The following is a 14,989-nucleotide window of genomic DNA, read 5'->3' on the forward strand; positions in this document are numbered from 1 at the left end:
GGCCGGACGCGTTCGCGACCGAAAAGCGATATCGCGGCAACGACGATGCCGTCTTTGACCGCACGCCCGATGGAGACGACCGATGAACAAGAGTCGCTGGCTGCCGCTGGCTGTATTCGCCGCGCTCGCCGTGCTGCTCGCCGCCGGCGTGTGGCTCAGCCGCAATCCCGATCGCGAAAAGCTGCCGTCGCCGCTGATCGGCAAGCCCGCGCCCGAGTTCTCGCTGCCGGTGCTGCACGAAGCCGGCCGTCTGCTGACCTCGCAGGAATTGCGCGGCGCACCGTACCTGCTCAACGTCTGGGGCAGCTGGTGCCCGGCTTGCCGCGACGAACATCCGGTGCTGACCCGCTTCGCCGAAACCAAGCGCTTGCGCGTGATCGGGTTCAACTGGAAGGACGAACACGCCGATGCGCTGCGTTGGCTGGAGCAGTACGGCAATCCCTATGTGGTGGTGGTCGCCGATTACGACGGCAAATCGGCGATCGACTGGGGCATTTACGGCGCGCCGGAAACGTTCCTGGTGGATGGTCGCGGGATCGTGCGCTGGAAGTTCGTGGGGCCGCTTACTGACAAGGTGATCGCGAATGAGTTGCTGCCGGCGTTGAGCAAGATCGAGAAGGCGCGATGAGGCTTGCGGGCAAAAGCGAATCCCCCCTGCCCCCCTTTTCCAAAGGGGGGAACAGCACGGGCTTGCAGGTGGTATCGCCGCGATCGGACACGCTCTCTTCATTGCCGTCCGATGGACTCCCCCCTTTGCAAAAAGGGGGCCGGGGGGGATTCGCTTTTGCTTCCCAGCCACTGCGCACGCTCGCCGCCGCCGCATTGCTAAGCCTGTCGCTGGCTCTGACCCTGGCCCAACCCGCCCAAGCCCAACCCGCCAACGACCCCGCCCCGCTGAGCTTCACCAACACCAGCGAAGAACGCCGCTTCCACGCCCTGGTCGCCGAACTGCGCTGCGTGATGTGCCAGAACCAATCGCTGGCCGATTCCAACGCCCAGATCGCCCACGACCTGCGCCGCGAAGTGCTCGCGCTGATGCGCCAGGGCAAGAGCGACGGCGAGATCAAGGATTTCCTGGTCGCGCGCTACGGCGAATTCGTGCTCTACCGACCGCAGGTCGAATCCAAGACCTGGCTGCTGTGGTTCGGCCCGGCGCTGCTGTTGCTGGCCGGCGGCTTCGCCGTTGCACGTATCGTGCATGCACGCTCGGCCACTACGCGTTCGGCGAAGGCGGGACCGGCCGACACGCGCATTGACGAGGAACAAGAGTGGTGATGGCGGTGACGATGGGATCGGCCCCGATGGGCGTGTTCGTGGCATGCGGCGCGGCACTGGTCGTGTTCGTACTGGGCTACGCCTTGCATCCGCTGTGGCGGACGCGACCGGCGCTCGGCGCCGGCCTGGGCGTGGCGCTCGCGGCGGCCACCGTCGCGCTGTATTTCGCGATCGGCACCCCAGCCGGGTTGCAACCCGAGCAACGCAAGGCGCCGCAGACGCTGGACGAAGCGGTGACTCAGTTGGAAGCCGAACTCGAGCGCGATCCGAATCAGATCGAAGGCTGGCGTCTGCTCGCCAGCGCCTACACCGCGCAAGGCCTGGGCATGAAGGCGCGCGATGCGTATGCGCGCGCGGTCAAGCTGGCGCCGGACAATCCCGACCTGCTCGCCGAAGCCGCCGAAGCGCGCGCACTCGCCACCCGCGAACGCCGTTTCGACAACGAAGCGGTGGCGATGCTCAAGCACGCGCTGGAACAGCAGCCCATGCACCAGCGCGCGCGCTGGTTTCTCGGTATCGCCCAGCGCCAGGCCGAACAGCCGGCCGAAGCGGCCAAGACCTGGGAACCACTGCTGAGCGTGGTCGATCCGGCCACCGCCGCGAGCCTGCTCGACCAGATCAATGGCGCGCGCCAGGAAGCCGGCATGGAGCCGATGCAGGCGCCCGCGCCGGCCGCCGCGAACAGCGCAGCGGCCAGCGGCCCCGGCCTCAAGATCCGGGTCGAACTGTCGCCGCAGTTGGCGGCGAAGCTGCCCGCCAACGCCAGCGTGTTCGTGATCGCGCGCCAGCTCGGCGGCCCGCCGATGCCGGTCGCGGTGGAAAAGCACCCGGCCGCGAAGTTCCCGCTTGAGGTCACTCTCGACGACGGCGACAGCCCGATGCCGACCATGAAGCTGTCGCAGCTCGAACAGGTGCAGGTGCTCGCGCGCGTGTCGGCCTCCGGCAACGCCATCCCGCAATCGGGCGACCTGACCTCGCAGCCGGTGACGGTGCGCGTGGATGCCAAGGGCGCGACGGTCGTCGTCATCGATCGCGCGGTCGACTGAACGCGCGATCGACACCACGATCGGTCGCCCGGATCGCCCGCTACCGGCATGTGCCGATAACGCAATTGCAGTTCCGGTCGCGGCCGCCGGTCAGGGCGATGGTTTAGGCTCTGCATCGCGACCGCCGCCCCCGCGCGGCCGTCGACTTTCGAATCTTTTCAGCGCAAGCACTGGCCACACGAGCAAGGCATGACCGAATTCATCCCGCCCGGCACCCGCCACATCGACCTGCCCTCGCCGTTCCCGATGAAACGCGGCGGCGCCCTGCACGGCGCGCGCATCGCCTATGAAACCTGGGGCGAACTCAACGCCAGGCGCGACAACGCGATCCTGATCGTCACCGGCCTGTCGCCCGACGCGCACGCCGCGGCCAACGCCGGCAATTCCGAGCCGGGCTGGTGGGAAGCGATGCTCGGCCCGGGCAAGCCGATCGACAGCGATCACTGGTTCGTGATCTGCGTGAATTCGCTGGGCAGTTGCAAGGGTTCGACCGGCCCGGCCTCGATCAACGCCTACACCGGCGAGCTGTACCGGCTGGAATTTCCCGAACTGTCGATCGAAGACGGCGCCGACGCCGCCGCGTACGTCGTGCGCGCGCTCGGCATCGAGCGTCTGGCCTGCGTGATCGGCAACTCGATGGGCGGCATGACCGCGCTCGCGCTGCTGATCCGCCACCCCGGGCTGGCGCGCAACCACATCAACATCTCCGGCGCGGCGCGCGCATTGCCGTTCTCGATCGCGATCCGCTCGCTGCAGCGCGAAGCGATCCGTCTGGACCCGCAGTGGAACCAGGGCGGCTACGACGAAACCAACTACCCCGAATCGGGCATGCGCATGGCGCGCAAGCTCGGCGTGATCACGTATCGCTCGGCCCTGGAATGGGACGGGCGATTCGGCCGGGTGCGGCTGGACTCCGATCGCGCCGACGAGGAGCCCTTCGGTCTGGAATTCGAGGTCGAAAGTTATCTGGAAGGCCACGCCCGCCGGTTCGTGCGCCGCTTCGACCCGAACTGCTACCTGTACCTGAGCCGCTCGATGGACTGGTTCGACCTGGGCGATTACTGCGGCGGCGGCGACGGCCTGGACAACGAGGAACAGGTCCGCCGCGGCCTGGCCGCGATCCGGGTGGAAAAGGCGCTGGCCATCGGCGTCCACACCGACATCCTGTTTCCGCTGCAGCAACAGCAGGAAATCGCCGACGGCCTGCGCGCCGGCGGCGCCGACGCCCGCTTCGTGCCGCTGGAGTCGCCGCAGGGCCACGACGCGTTCCTGGTCGACATCGCCCGCTTCGGCCCGGCCGTGGCCGGATTCCTGGACGAACTGCGAACCAGCTGAGCGAACCAACCGGATCGGCACCGGTCCTGGGCGGCTCAAAGCTGCCAAGGCGCAGGCAGGGGCGTAGAATCCACGCCATGAACGCCACCGACGCCCTGCCCGACCTCGACTTCCCCGGCCACGACAAGCTGGTCGCCGCGATCGACGCGGCGGTCAGCGTCGGCGACGAACACGCCGTCACCGCGGCCTTGCGCAACACCCTGTGCAAGATGATCCGCGACCGCGACGTCAACCTGCCCGACTGCGTGTTCGACCCCATCCAGGACCACTACGCGCGCCGCGAGCTCTACCGCAGCCCCGAACTGGGCTACAGCGTGGTCGCGATGACCTGGGGTCCGGGCCAAGGCACGCCGATGCACGATCACAGCGGCCTGTGGTGCGTGGAAGGCGTCTGGGACGGCGAGCTGGAAATCACCCAGTTCGAATTGCTCGAACGCGAAGGCGAGAACTTCCGCTTCCGCGCCGCCGGCGGCATGCACGCCGGCCCCGGCAGCGCCGGCAGCCTGATTCCGCCGCACGAGTACCACACCATCCGCAACGCCAGCAACGACGCGGTCGCGGTGTCGCTGCACATCTACAAGGCGCCGATGGAATGCTGCTCGATGTTCGAACCGCGCGACGGCGAGTGGTTCCAGCGCGTCGACAAGACCCTGAAGACCGACGAAGCCGCCTGATCGGCGCGTAACGCCGCGAAGCCATCAGCCGCTTCGCTGTGACGACTGCCCCTGTAGGAGCGGCGCAAACCGCGACCGCGCCACACAGATGCGTCGCGCGCGCGCAGTCGCGATCGCGGCTTGCGCCGCTGCTACAGTCGGATTGCATGATTTACGGCAGCGAAGTGTTGTAACCCGCCTTGGCCGCCAAGTTCGACCAACGGCCGGCTGTCCGCGCCCCCGACCGACCGCCGCAAGACATTACAAACGCCACTGGTAAAAGCCCCGCATCGGCGCGATCTTCGCTGGCGGCAACGCCGTGGGTTGGGCGCTGCGAGTCGCCCGGACGCTGCGGCTGTGCGCGCCGCGCGCGAGAACCTCTCCCAGCCATCGCACGGAGCCCGGACCATGCTGACCGACTTGCTGCTCGCCGCGTTCCACCATCTGCTGGTGTTCGCCATGATTTCGATGCTGGTCGCCGAATCGGTGCTGTTTTTACGCGGGCCGATCGATGCCACAGCGCTCAAGCGTCTGGCCGGACTGGATGCCGGCTACGGCATGAGCGCGATGCTGCTGCTGGCGGTCGGCATCGCGCGCCTGTTTTACGGCGTCAAGGGCGTCGACTTCTATCAGCACAACCCTTGGTTTCACGCCAAATTCGGCGCGTTCGTGGCGATCGCGTTGTTATCGATCCTGCCGACCGTGCGCTTCCTGCGTTGGCGCAAGGCGCTCAAGCACGACCCGGCGTTCCTGCCGCCGGCGCCGCAGGTACGGATCCTGCGCGTGCTGATCCGTTTCGAATTGATCCTTATCGCGGTGATCCTGATCTGCGCCGCGGCGATGGCGCGGTACGGCGGATTTTGATCGAGCCACGTCTGATCGCATAAACGCCGATTGGGCCGTTGCGATCAAGCCAGCAGCGATCAAGCCGCATGTAATCGAGTGGCTTTGATCAAACGGATTCAATCAATCCGACTTGGACAAACGAATTCCGAATAGCGCGACTAGGAATCGCGCCACGCACGCAAGCGCATGCGCTCCGACTCGTGGTACCGCATGCCGTGCCCCGTGTCGGCTCGACTCGCGCACGAACGCGCGAGCGAAACCGCGACGGCTTTAGCCTTCCTTGCCCCAGCGCACGCGCGAGCGATCGCCGCGCCCGGCTTTCGCCGCGGGCTGCATGACTTCCGGATCGGTGTTGTCGCCGATCGCGCGCAAGCGGATCGGCGCGAACTGACCGTCGCCGAGCAGATCCAGGCTGGCGCGCGGATTGCGCAACAAGGCTTCGCGCTGCAGGAACAATTCGCGACCGATTTCCGGCGGCCGGCTTTCGCTGCACAGACGAATGTCCAGGCGCAGCACGCTGGTACCGGAGGTGCGCCACGGATGGCCGGGAACCAGACGGCTGACGATCGCGCTGTCGAGACGGATGGTGACCGTGCTCTTGTCGATCGCTTCGCACTTGCCCACCGCGATGTCGAACGTATTCATAAGGGCCTCAATGGGAAACCGCGGTGAGAACGCTGTGCAGGCGCGCGTTCTCCAACAGACTGCGCAAGCGCGCCTCGATCACACGGATATTGGCGAGCCTGGGCGAGGCGCGCAGCGAATACACGGCGGTGCGCTTGCCCAGCAACAGGCGTTGACTGCGCAATACCGTGACATTGGTGGTACCCGATGCCTCCATCCAGATCAGACGTAACGGAGCAGGTCCGATGGTTTGTCCATTGGACAAGGTGAACTGGAACCACTCGACATGATTGTCCATCGTTGCTCCGACACGTAGACCCGCGAGTATGCGCTCCACCTCCCGACGCGGGGGTGAAGAATGAAAATCAGCGATATTCCTCGCTATTACCAGATAATCGGCGTATGGTCGGGAAGCGATCCCGGCGATTCGCGATTTACAGGCGCTCAAGCGCCGCCTGCCTCAACGACGTTCGTTCCACGTCATCCAGAGGTTTCTTGCGATATCAAACCCGCGTCATCGACTTGCGGGTCGGTGAGCATGAGTATCGCATTCGCGCGCTGAAGGATCTGCAGCAGTTTCACGATCCCGGCCAGACCGCCGAAAAATTGGGCATTTCCCCGTCGATGTGGAGCCTGTTCGGGCAACTGTGGCCGACCGGTCTGCAGCTCGCGAACGAAATCGCCGTTCGCGATATCGCCGGCAAGCGCATTCTCGAAATCGGCTGCGGACTGGCGTTGTCTAGCCTGATCGCGCACAAGCGTCAGGCCGATGTCATCGCAAGCGACCGGCATCCGCTCGCCGAGGATTTTCTCTCGCAGAATTCAGCCTTGAATGGCTTGAGCGGCGTGCCTTACAACCATCTGGAATGGGATGCCCAACGAGACCGTTCACTCGGTGGTTTCGATCTGATTATTGGCAGCGACGTGTTGTACGAGCGCGGCCATATCGCCTTGCTCGCGAACGTAGTCAAACTGTATGCGCACGCCCACGCCGAAGTGCTGATCGCCGATCCAGGCCGCGGCAATTGCGGCGCGATGAATACCGCGATGCGGGCCGATGGATTCACCGCGAGCGAGCGGCGTTTCAGCATCGAAGACCGTCCCGTGCTGAGCGGACGGATGATGCGGTTTCAGCGCTGAGCGCGTAACGGTTTATCACGAGTCCGCTTGGCGCCCGATCCGCGGGGCGATAATGTTGGCGCTGCGATTCCATCAATATCGCCGCGCTCGATAAACTCGCGATAGAAACCCGCATGCTCGACCTGGACACACAATTGTGGATCGCCAACGACGCGCTCAAGCGTCGCGCGCCGGATATCGTCGACGACGCTTGCGTGCTGCATCTGCTCAGCGAGAACGGCGACGATCCTCGCGTACTGGAACTCGGCATTGCCTTGCTCGGTGCCGACTGGCATGAAAGCCATGAAGAACTCGGCGAATGCATGCAATGGTTGCGCGCGCCGGAACTGATCTTCGCGTTCTATCGCGCGTCGTTACAAAGTTATCCGTATCACTACGACGGCGGCATCGCGATCCGCAGACGCTTCACCTGGGCGCTGGCGGACATCGGTAATCAGGCGGCGTTCGATGCGTTGCTCCGGCTGTGCGGCTCAGCCGACCGGCAGGTCGCGTTGTTCGCATTCAAACGGCTGCGAGGCTGGACCAGGGAGCAGCCGCGCAAGCGCTTCGCGTATTCGCCGCGCCTGGACTGATACGCGGCGGGATGCACCGATCGCCCTCGCCACATCCGACCGAACGACGGAAAACAAAAAGGCCCAGCCGCGAGGCTGAGCCTTTCTTCTTTCCGGGAAGCTGCCGGCCGTTGGATCGTTGGCCGGGCGGTTGGGTGCTTCGCGGGATTACGTGGTGCCGGAGGTGGGACTCGAACCCACACGCTTTTAAGGGCGGCGGATTTTGAGTCCGCTGCGTCTACCGATTCCGCCACTCCGGCAGCGGGTGCGCAGTATACCTATCGAAACGGCCGGAGTCTGCATGCCGCGAACATCAATGCGGCTCGCCCGCCCCGTCCGCCTCGCCACCCGCGGGCGAACCGGCCCGGAAGCTCGCCTCGGCGCGCTCGGGCGCGGCCTTGTAGGCGCCGCGCGGCACCGGCTCGGCCCGTGCCGCGGCCAGCGGAGCGGCGACGATGCAGCGAATGGCGGCGGCGGTGGCGAGCATGGGATCGGGGTCCTTGGTCGGGGAGCCGTATCAGTGGTCCGGTTGAGGTCGGCGACAACCCAGACAATGCCGGGTTCGGTCGCAGCGGCCACGACGGCCGGTCGACGGCCGCGACAGCAGGCCGCCACAAGGGCATTGCGGCTCCAAGCCGCGTTCCCAGCGCCACAGGCGCCACAACGAATACGTCGCCATGGCCAAGCCGGCGCCCACGCCGCCCAGCCGCAGCCCGTGCGCGATCGGCGCGAATCCGGCGGCGGCGGGCGTATCGCCCATCTGCAACAACACCGTGCCGGCGATCGGGCCGCTCACGGCCACGATCAAGGCCGGCGCGAACAACTGCAGCAACATCCTGGCACCACGATTCATCGAACACGTCTCCCCTTCTGCGCCAGCTAGCAGAACGTGGAGCGATCTCATCTGATGAGACGGTGGCCAGAATATGGCCAGCCCGCCAGCCCCGCACCTGCCATTCGTCGTGGCGGGTTTGCGACGCCTNGCGGCGGGTGTGGACCGCCCGCCGGCTGCACATGGACACGACCGCGCGCGACTAGAATGCCGGCATGTGCCTGATCGCCCTCGCCTGGCAACACCATCCGCGCTATCGCCTGGCCTTGATCGCCAATCGCGACGAAGCCCACGCTCGCCCCACCGCCGCGGCCGGCGCCGATCCCGACGACCCGCAGGTCTTCGGCGGCCGCGATCTGTTGCAAGGCGGCAGTTGGCTGCAGGTATCCAGCCGAGGTCGCCTGGCGGCGGTCACCAATGTGCGCGCTGGCCTCAATCCCGAAACCGCGCCGCGATCGCGCGGCGCGCTGGTGCGCGAATTCGTGCGCGGCACGATGAGCGCGGCGGATTATCTGCAAAGCCTGAGCGCCGACGCGCCGGAATTTGGCCGCTTCAATCTGCTGCTGTGGGACGGCGATGCGTTGATGTTCGGCAGCAACCATCCGCGGTTCCGCATGGACGCGGTGATCCCCGGCGTGCATGCCATGTCCAACGGCGATTTCGACGCGCCCTGGCCAAAGAGCGGGCTGGCCACGCGCGCCTTGTCGGCCTGGCTGGAATCGCCGGCCTCGCAGCAAGCGACCGCGCCCTTGCCGCCGCAAACCAGCGATGCGGGTCTGGCGATGTTGCTCGCGGCGATGGCCGATACCACGGTGGCGCCCGACGATGCCCTGCCCGATACCGGCGTGGGCCTGGAACTCGAACGCATGCTGTCGCCGCCGTTCGTGCTCGGTGAGCGCTACGGCACGCGCTGCAGCAGCATCGTGCTGATCGGTGAGAACGAGATCGCGTTCGTCGAACGCCGCTACGGGCCCGGTGGCGTGTTGGCCGGGGAAACCGCGGTGTCCTTGCCGCTGCGCGCGCGGATCGGCTGATCCGCGCGCGCTTGGTCGGCGCGGGGCCAACCCACTCAGCGTCCACTCCTGCATCTATCGATCGACACATGGCGCGTCGATACGCGTGCACGCAAACGATGAACTCAGCGGGCACGAACGCGGTGGCGCAACCGGCGCGATGCGCGATGCTCGATGCTCGATCCGGCGGGGATTAACGAACCGGCATCGCGCGTCCAACGCCATATCAGGACTCGCGGTGGCGCGACGAATCGGCTCACGCCGGCTGGCTGGATCGAGCGATTCGTGACCCGATTCGCATTTCCGACTTGATTACGGCGGCACGCCGCGAGGCCGCCTTGATGACGATGGCGATGCGACGAACACAGGCGGGGGGAACATGAGGCAGGCCTTATCGGCCGACAGATATCGACGCGTCGGCGATCCGTTCGCGTAGGCGGAGGCTGTGTCGTGGACGATGCGATGAGCGAAGCGCGCGGTATGCGCGAGCGGCTCGCAATCCCGGGAACAGAAGCCAGTACGCATGACATGGACGATTCACATGCTCATGCGACGGGCGCGACCGCCGACTGAAAAAATCTGCTGCAAATGAGAAGGCCCAGTCCTCGAGATGTTTCTCGGGTGGCCGGGCCTTCCGTGTCGGAGCGATTGCATCGGACTGGCGTCCGTTGGTTTTTCTCCGACGCGCGCAGGATACCGCCGGCGTCGTTATCGGCCGATCAAGATTTCGTGTAGCGGCCGTCGACCAAGATGAATCCACGCGACGCGAGCCGGTTCACTCGACCCGGCTCAACTCGAGCCTGTTCAGTTCGACCACGGCCACCAGCCGCGCCCGGTCTGCGCATAGCGATCGGCGGCGCGCTCGAAGCGGTTGCGCACGCTGATTCCGCCGCACAGCAGATACAGCGGCAGGAACAGCGGTCCCAGCACCATGTACTGATAAACATGGGCGCGTTCGTGATCGGCGAGCTTGATCGGCGGCTCGGTGCGATGGCCGGCGTCGTGGGCGTAGGTGTAACAGGGCGAATCCAGATCGCCGCCGGTATGCAGCACCACATTGCCCAGGGTGATCGCGCCGCCCGGGCCCCACGGCCAATGCTGGAACACCAGCGCCAGGTCGTCGCGGCGCAGACGCGGCCGCGCGCCGAACGGCATGGCGAACACACCAGCGATCAAGCCCAGCACCGTCACCGGCGAGGTCCAGAGCATGCCGAGCACGGCCCCGGCGATTCGCAGCAACGCGCCCAGTCAGCAGCCCTCTTCGGGCATGAACAGCCATAGGATCAGATACAGCAGCGCGACCGGCAGCACGAAGGTGGCCAGGGCCAGCACCACGAAGGCGCCGCGCACGATCACCGGATTCCAGCGCAGGCGCAGGGCGAGGCCGCCGGCCACGCCGGCGATCATGCGGTCGTGCCGGGAGCGGCAGAACCGGGGCGTGGCGCTGTTCATTCCTCGCCGTCTCCGAAGCTCACTGCAGGTTCGCGGCCAGTCTAGCGCGTCAGGGTGATGGCGTCGTCGCCGGCTTGGCGGCGCGCAGCTGAACCAGTTTGGCTTTCAGCCAGGCCGCCGAAGCGACCGGCGCGGCGTTGCCGCAGCGCACCCGGTACGGCTTGCCGCTGAGGCTGCTTTCGCTGCCGGCGCGCTCGATGAACAGCTCGGCGGTATCGGCCATGTCGCGCTTGCGCAGATAGGCCAGTTTCTTGCGCAGATGCGCCTGCGCCTCGCCCGACTCGTACCAACTGCCGTTGCGTTCGAACTGGCAGGCCGAACTGCCGAGCGCCTGGATCAGTTGCTCGGTTTCGCGCTCCGCCTGGGCCGACGGCGCGGCTTGGGCGGCGATGGACCCGGCGCCGAGCAAGGCCGCGGCGAACACGGCGAGATTGCGGGGACGAGCAGCGGCGGCGCGGAGGTTCATGTAGCGGTTCTCGCTGGTCCGTTGCGCGCACCCCGCGTCATGGAGTGTCCGGCAACGTTCGGTAGGTCAGTGGCGCGGAGCATGGCAGCAGCCATGTCCGCGAGATGTCGAAGCGCGCTCCACGCGACGCGATGTCAGTGCTTGGCCAACCAGGGGCCGACCACCTTGATCCAGATCGCGTAGCCGGTGCGACTCATATGCAAGCGGTCGGCCAGGAACAATTCTTCGCGCGGCTCACCGCTCGCATCGAGCATCGGCGTGAACACATCGAGATAGTCCACGCCCCGCACGGTCTTGATGTAGTCGCGGATCAGCGCATTGGCCTGGACGACCTGCGGCAATATCGCCCTGCGCGAGGGACTGGGCTTGATCGACACGAAACCGATCCGCGCCTTCGGCGTACCGGCCTGCACGCGTTGCACGAACGCGGCGAAATCGTCGCGCACCTGCCGCGGGCTGCGGCCTTCGTTGAGGTCGTTTTCGCCCGCGTAGAACACCACCGCGCGCGGCTGGTAGGCGTTGACGATGCGATCGGCGAAGTACACCGAGTCGTAGACGCGCGAGCTGCCGTAGCCGCGGTTGATCGAGATCACGCCGGGAAAGTCTTCGCTCAGCGTGGTCCAGTAGCGAATCGAGGAACTGCCGACGAACACCACCGCGCCGGGCATGCGGCGAACGCGGGCGTCCTCGGCCTCCCAGGCCTGCACGGTCGGCTCCCACTCGCGCGAGTCGCGTGGCGCGGCGCCTTCGGGGGCTGTCGCGGCCGGCGTGGTCGCGGCCGGCGTGGTCGTGGCTGCGTTGGTGGCTTCGGCGGCGGTCTGCCGACTCGGCGTGGCCGCGCAGGCGGTCAACGCGGCGATCAGCAACAAGCTCAGGATTCGATGCATGCGGGTGTTCCGGAATCGGGCGGGGTCAAGACTAACCCGGGCGGTGTAAGTGGATCGTCATAGTCGAATCGCGATCGCTGACGCGCAATCGCCGCAGCGAACGCAAGCCCCTCTCCCGCATGCGGGAGAGGGGTTGGGGTGAGGGCCTGTAGTGAAGGCTGACTGCGATCGCCGATCAAACACTTCCCGCTTCGCACTGCCCTCATCCGGTCCTTCGGACCACCTTCTCAGCTCTGCACTTCCTTCGGTCGCCGCAAGCGGGAGAAGGGAGTGCGCGAAAGACTCACCGCGACCGCTGCGCCAGCCAGTCGTGAATCGCGCTCGGCACTTCGCGCTGGGCACGCCCGGACACGTAGATGCCGATGTGGCCGCCCTTGAACGACAGTTCGCTGTAATCGGCGGTGCCGACCAGGTCCGCGAGCGCCTTCGACGCCGCTGGCGGCACCAGATGGTCCTGCTCGGCGTAGATGTTCAGCACCGGCATGTCGACATAGCCCAGGTCGACCGCGCGACCGCCGATATCGATGCCGCCGTTGACGAAACCATTGCCCTGGTAGAACTGCTTGATGAACTGGCGGAACGCCTCGCCCGCCTGATCCGGCGAATCGAAGATCCACTTCTCCATGCGCAGGAAATCCTCCAGCGCGCGCTTGTCGTCGAGAATGTCGATCAGACCGACGTACTTCTGCACGAACAGCCGCCACGGCTTCAAGGTCAGGTAGCACCAGTTCATGACATCGGCTGGGACGTTGCCCAGGGTATCGACGAACTGGTCGATGTCGAGCCCGCGCGTCCAGTTCGACAGCATGTTGTCGCCGGTGTGGAAATCCACCGGCGTGACCATGGTGATCAGGTTGCGCACCTTGGCCGGGTTCAAGGCCGAATAGCACAGCGAGAACGCGCCGCCCTGGCAGATGCCGAGCAGGTTGATCGCATCCAGCCGGTATTCGCGACGCAGATGATCGACCGCGCCGCCGAGAAAACGCTGGATGTAATCCTCCAGTTCCAGATAACGATCGGAGCGGTCCGGATAGCCCCAATCGAGGATGTACACGTCCTCGCCGCGCTCGAGCAGGCCGCGCACGATCGATTTATCCGCTTGCAGATCGACCATGTAGGGACGGTTGACCAACGCGTAGGCGATCAGCAACGGCACTTTCGCGGTCGGCGCCTTGTCGCCGCGGAAGCGGTACAAAACGACCTTGCCGTCGCGCCACACTTCCTCGCGCTGCGTCGCGCCGTACTGGATGTCGCCTACCTCGCGCAGGGTGTCGAGGCCCGCGCGCAGCTTGTTCTGCGCGGTCATCGCTTCCTGGGCCAACGATTCGGCGCTGAAATTGATCGGTGCGGTCATCTCAGCGCGCTCCCTTCTTGGCGGTCTTCGCGGCTGGCGCGACCTTGGTCGACTTCAGCGCGCTCGCGGCGCGCGGCGTGGCCGGCGGCTGCGGACGCGCGATCGCGGTTTTCTGCGCCGCCTTGGCGGGCGCGGGCTTGGACTGCTTGAGCACCGGCTTGGCCGCCGCGGCCGGAGCCGGACGCGAAGGCTTGTTCGCTGCCTTCTTCGCCGCCGGTTGTGGCGCGGGTTTCGTCGCGGGCTTGGCGGCGGCCGGGCGCGCTTCGCGCGGCGTGGGCGCCGGCTCGCGCGTCTGCTGCACCTCATCGCGCAAGCGGCGCAGTTCGCGTTCGAGCTGGACGATCTTGCGATGCGCGGCGTCGATCTCGGTGCGGGTCGGCATACCGAAGCTGCCGCTGGCCTGTTCGATCTCCTTCTGCACGCCGGCGCGCAGACGCATCTGCGAATTGACCAGCGCGGCGTAGGCGTCGCGGAAACGCGGCGACAGCGCGATATCGGCATAGGCTTCTTCGGCCGCGTCGATCCACAGATCGAACAAGGCGCGCGCGCTGCCAATCTGGCGGCCCGGTTCGCTGCGCTCGGCCAGTTTGTCTTCGAAGCGCGAGAATGCGTCCTGGCCGGCTTCGGCCATCAGCGCGTTATAGGCCTGGCTTTGTTTCTGGTAATCGGTCTGCGCCTGCAGCAACTGTTGCACGCGTTCCTGATGCTCGCGCGAGAAACCGAACGCGGGCAGACCCAGCAAGGACTGGCCCTGGCTCTGCAGGCGTTCCAGGAACGGCCCCATCTGCTCGGCCCAGCGGCCGAAATCCTGCTGCCCCGGCCCGCGCATCGCGCTCAATACATCGGCGAAGGGGTTGGCTCCCTGCCCGCCCAGCGCCTGCTTCCAGGCGCCGGCGATATCGCCGGCCGAGGCATCGCTGCCGGCGAACTGCGAGGCCAGTTTCTGGATTTCGCCGAACCAGCCACGCGCCTGGCTGTTGAAACGGTCCAGGGTGTCGTCGACCTGCGGCTGCCCGCCCTTGGCCAACTGCGACCACCAGCTCACCGCCTCGTTCCAGCCGGGCATCGACGGCTGCTGCGCGGATTGCGGCGCCGCGCCGCGCATCATCTCGCCCCATGCGCCCCAGTACTGTCGCGCGAGTTTTTCGAAACCGGGCTGATTCAAGTCGGCGCCCGCGCCGAAGAAATCGCCGGGATTGTTCGAACCGAAACCGAAATTCGCCATCACCGCCTCCGTGGTTTGCGCCGATCATAGCAATGGCGTGTTGCCGGGCGCATGGATGTCCGCGGGCGGTTCGTGAATGTGGGCGTGGGCTTGCGGAAAATGTGTGAGGCGTTGGGGCTCCGGTTCTGCTTGGGGCCGAAAGCAACTCCTACAGGGCCTTTTGCCAAGGAGAACGCATTCGTCAGGACTCATCACGATGCAATGAATATCCAAACCCAAGCAGCACCGCTTTTGCCCATTTTAGAAAAAGGGGGCGGCGTCTGCGCAGCAGACGCGGGGGATTTGAGCTT

19 protein-coding genes and 1 tRNA gene are annotated in these 14,989 nt (G+C 66.1%); 9 read left to right on the plus strand and 11 right to left on the minus strand.

Annotated elements, in window-relative coordinates; translation table 11 throughout:
• Positions 1–82: 82 nt before the first annotated feature.
• The 6 genes from ASD86_RS20525 (at position 83) to ASD86_RS20550 (ending at position 5,173) form a co-directional block, all read left to right on the plus strand.
• Complete coding sequence (locus ASD86_RS20525) at positions 83–628, plus strand: DsbE family thiol:disulfide interchange protein (protein ID WP_056115019.1); 546 nt, start codon at positions 83–85, stop codon at positions 626–628.
• A gap of 194 nt (positions 629–822) precedes the next feature.
• The gene (locus ASD86_RS28015; protein WP_056115022.1) at positions 823–1,275 is read left to right on the plus strand and encodes a cytochrome c-type biogenesis protein; all 453 of its coding nucleotides are present in this window, start codon (positions 823–825) and stop codon (positions 1,273–1,275) included.
• A gap of 26 nt (positions 1,276–1,301) precedes the next feature.
• Complete coding sequence (locus tag ASD86_RS20535; RefSeq protein ID WP_056115234.1) at positions 1,302–2,321, plus strand: tetratricopeptide repeat protein; 1,020 nt, start codon at positions 1,302–1,304, stop codon at positions 2,319–2,321.
• A gap of 189 nt (positions 2,322–2,510) precedes the next feature.
• Positions 2,511–3,656, plus strand: a complete 1,146-nt coding sequence (locus ASD86_RS20540) for a homoserine O-acetyltransferase (RefSeq protein WP_056115025.1) — start codon at positions 2,511–2,513, stop codon at positions 3,654–3,656.
• 77 nt (positions 3,657–3,733) lie between these two features.
• A complete protein-coding gene (locus ASD86_RS20545; RefSeq protein ID WP_056115028.1) occupies positions 3,734–4,330 on the plus strand; it encodes a cysteine dioxygenase family protein in 597 nt (198 codons plus the stop codon).
• Between the two features lie 387 nt (positions 4,331–4,717).
• A complete protein-coding gene (locus tag ASD86_RS20550; RefSeq protein WP_056115030.1) occupies positions 4,718–5,173 on the plus strand; it encodes a DUF2214 family protein in 456 nt (151 codons plus the stop codon).
• 252 nt (positions 5,174–5,425) lie between these two features.
• Here ASD86_RS20550 and ASD86_RS20555 read toward each other — a convergent pair whose 3' ends face one another.
• Together ASD86_RS20555 and ASD86_RS20560 are read right to left on the minus strand one after the other, a co-directional pair.
• On the minus strand, positions 5,426–5,800 hold the full coding sequence (locus ASD86_RS20555; RefSeq protein WP_036103053.1) for a hypothetical protein: 375 nt from the start codon (positions 5,798–5,800) through the stop codon (positions 5,426–5,428).
• A gap of 7 nt (positions 5,801–5,807) precedes the next feature.
• A complete protein-coding gene (locus ASD86_RS20560) occupies positions 5,808–6,077 on the minus strand; it encodes a hypothetical protein (protein ID WP_036103055.1) in 270 nt (89 codons plus the stop codon).
• Positions 6,078–6,130: 53 nt separating this feature from the next.
• Here ASD86_RS20560 and ASD86_RS20565 point away from each other — a divergent pair, with 53 nt between their 5' ends.
• Positions 6,131–6,919: an SAM-dependent methyltransferase gene (locus ASD86_RS20565; RefSeq protein ID WP_235567828.1), complete on the plus strand. Its 789-nt coding sequence runs from the start codon at positions 6,131–6,133 to the stop codon at positions 6,917–6,919.
• A 113-nt stretch (positions 6,920–7,032) separates the two neighbouring features.
• Positions 7,033–7,491, plus strand: coding sequence for a hypothetical protein (locus ASD86_RS20570; protein WP_056115039.1), 459 nt, complete (start codon positions 7,033–7,035; stop codon positions 7,489–7,491).
• 152 nt (positions 7,492–7,643) lie between these two features.
• On the opposite strand, the gene ASD86_RS20575 is transcribed toward ASD86_RS20570, so the two are convergent.
• The 3 genes from ASD86_RS20575 to ASD86_RS20580 all read right to left on the minus strand — a co-directional run bounded on the left by ASD86_RS20575 (position 7,644) and on the right by ASD86_RS20580 (position 8,323).
• Positions 7,644–7,730: transfer RNA gene (locus ASD86_RS20575), tRNA-Leu, on the minus strand.
• 53 nt (positions 7,731–7,783) lie between these two features.
• Positions 7,784–7,957 (minus strand): hypothetical protein, encoded by a 174-nt coding sequence (locus ASD86_RS26990; RefSeq protein ID WP_157476928.1) that lies wholly within the window; start codon positions 7,955–7,957, stop codon positions 7,784–7,786.
• A 30-nt stretch (positions 7,958–7,987) separates the two neighbouring features.
• Positions 7,988–8,323 (minus strand): hypothetical protein, encoded by a 336-nt coding sequence (locus ASD86_RS20580; RefSeq protein WP_157476930.1) that lies wholly within the window; start codon positions 8,321–8,323, stop codon positions 7,988–7,990.
• Positions 8,324–8,517: 194 nt separating this feature from the next.
• Here ASD86_RS20580 and ASD86_RS20585 point away from each other — a divergent pair, with 194 nt between their 5' ends.
• Positions 8,518–9,336, plus strand: a complete 819-nt coding sequence (locus ASD86_RS20585; protein ID WP_056115046.1) for an NRDE family protein — start codon at positions 8,518–8,520, stop codon at positions 9,334–9,336.
• Between the two features lie 783 nt (positions 9,337–10,119).
• On the opposite strand, the gene ASD86_RS20590 is transcribed toward ASD86_RS20585, so the two are convergent.
• From ASD86_RS20590 to phaE, 6 genes are all read right to left on the minus strand, one after another.
• Positions 10,120–10,524, minus strand: a complete 405-nt coding sequence (locus ASD86_RS20590; RefSeq protein ID WP_082578556.1) for a hypothetical protein — start codon at positions 10,522–10,524, stop codon at positions 10,120–10,122.
• Positions 10,525–10,563: 39 nt separating this feature from the next.
• Complete coding sequence (locus ASD86_RS20595; protein WP_036103060.1) at positions 10,564–10,767, minus strand: PspC domain-containing protein; 204 nt, start codon at positions 10,765–10,767, stop codon at positions 10,564–10,566.
• Positions 10,768–10,816: 49 nt separating this feature from the next.
• Positions 10,817–11,233 (minus strand): DUF5329 domain-containing protein, encoded by a 417-nt coding sequence (locus tag ASD86_RS20600; RefSeq protein WP_056115054.1) that lies wholly within the window; start codon positions 11,231–11,233, stop codon positions 10,817–10,819.
• Positions 11,234–11,367: 134 nt separating this feature from the next.
• Positions 11,368–12,120 (minus strand): SGNH/GDSL hydrolase family protein, encoded by a 753-nt coding sequence (locus ASD86_RS20605; protein WP_082578557.1) that lies wholly within the window; start codon positions 12,118–12,120, stop codon positions 11,368–11,370.
• Positions 12,121–12,403: 283 nt separating this feature from the next.
• On the minus strand, positions 12,404–13,474 hold the full coding sequence (locus ASD86_RS20610; RefSeq protein ID WP_056115057.1) for a class III poly(R)-hydroxyalkanoic acid synthase subunit PhaC: 1,071 nt from the start codon (positions 13,472–13,474) through the stop codon (positions 12,404–12,406).
• A 1-nt stretch (position 13,475) separates the two neighbouring features.
• Positions 13,476–14,699, minus strand: coding sequence for a class III poly(R)-hydroxyalkanoic acid synthase subunit PhaE (gene phaE, locus ASD86_RS28025; protein WP_056115060.1), 1,224 nt, complete (start codon positions 14,697–14,699; stop codon positions 13,476–13,478).
• Positions 14,700–14,989: the final 290 nt, after the last annotated feature.

The sequence above is a fragment of the Lysobacter sp. Root690 genome, from assembly GCF_001427785.1.
GTDB lineage: Bacteria > Pseudomonadota > Gammaproteobacteria > Xanthomonadales > Xanthomonadaceae > Lysobacter.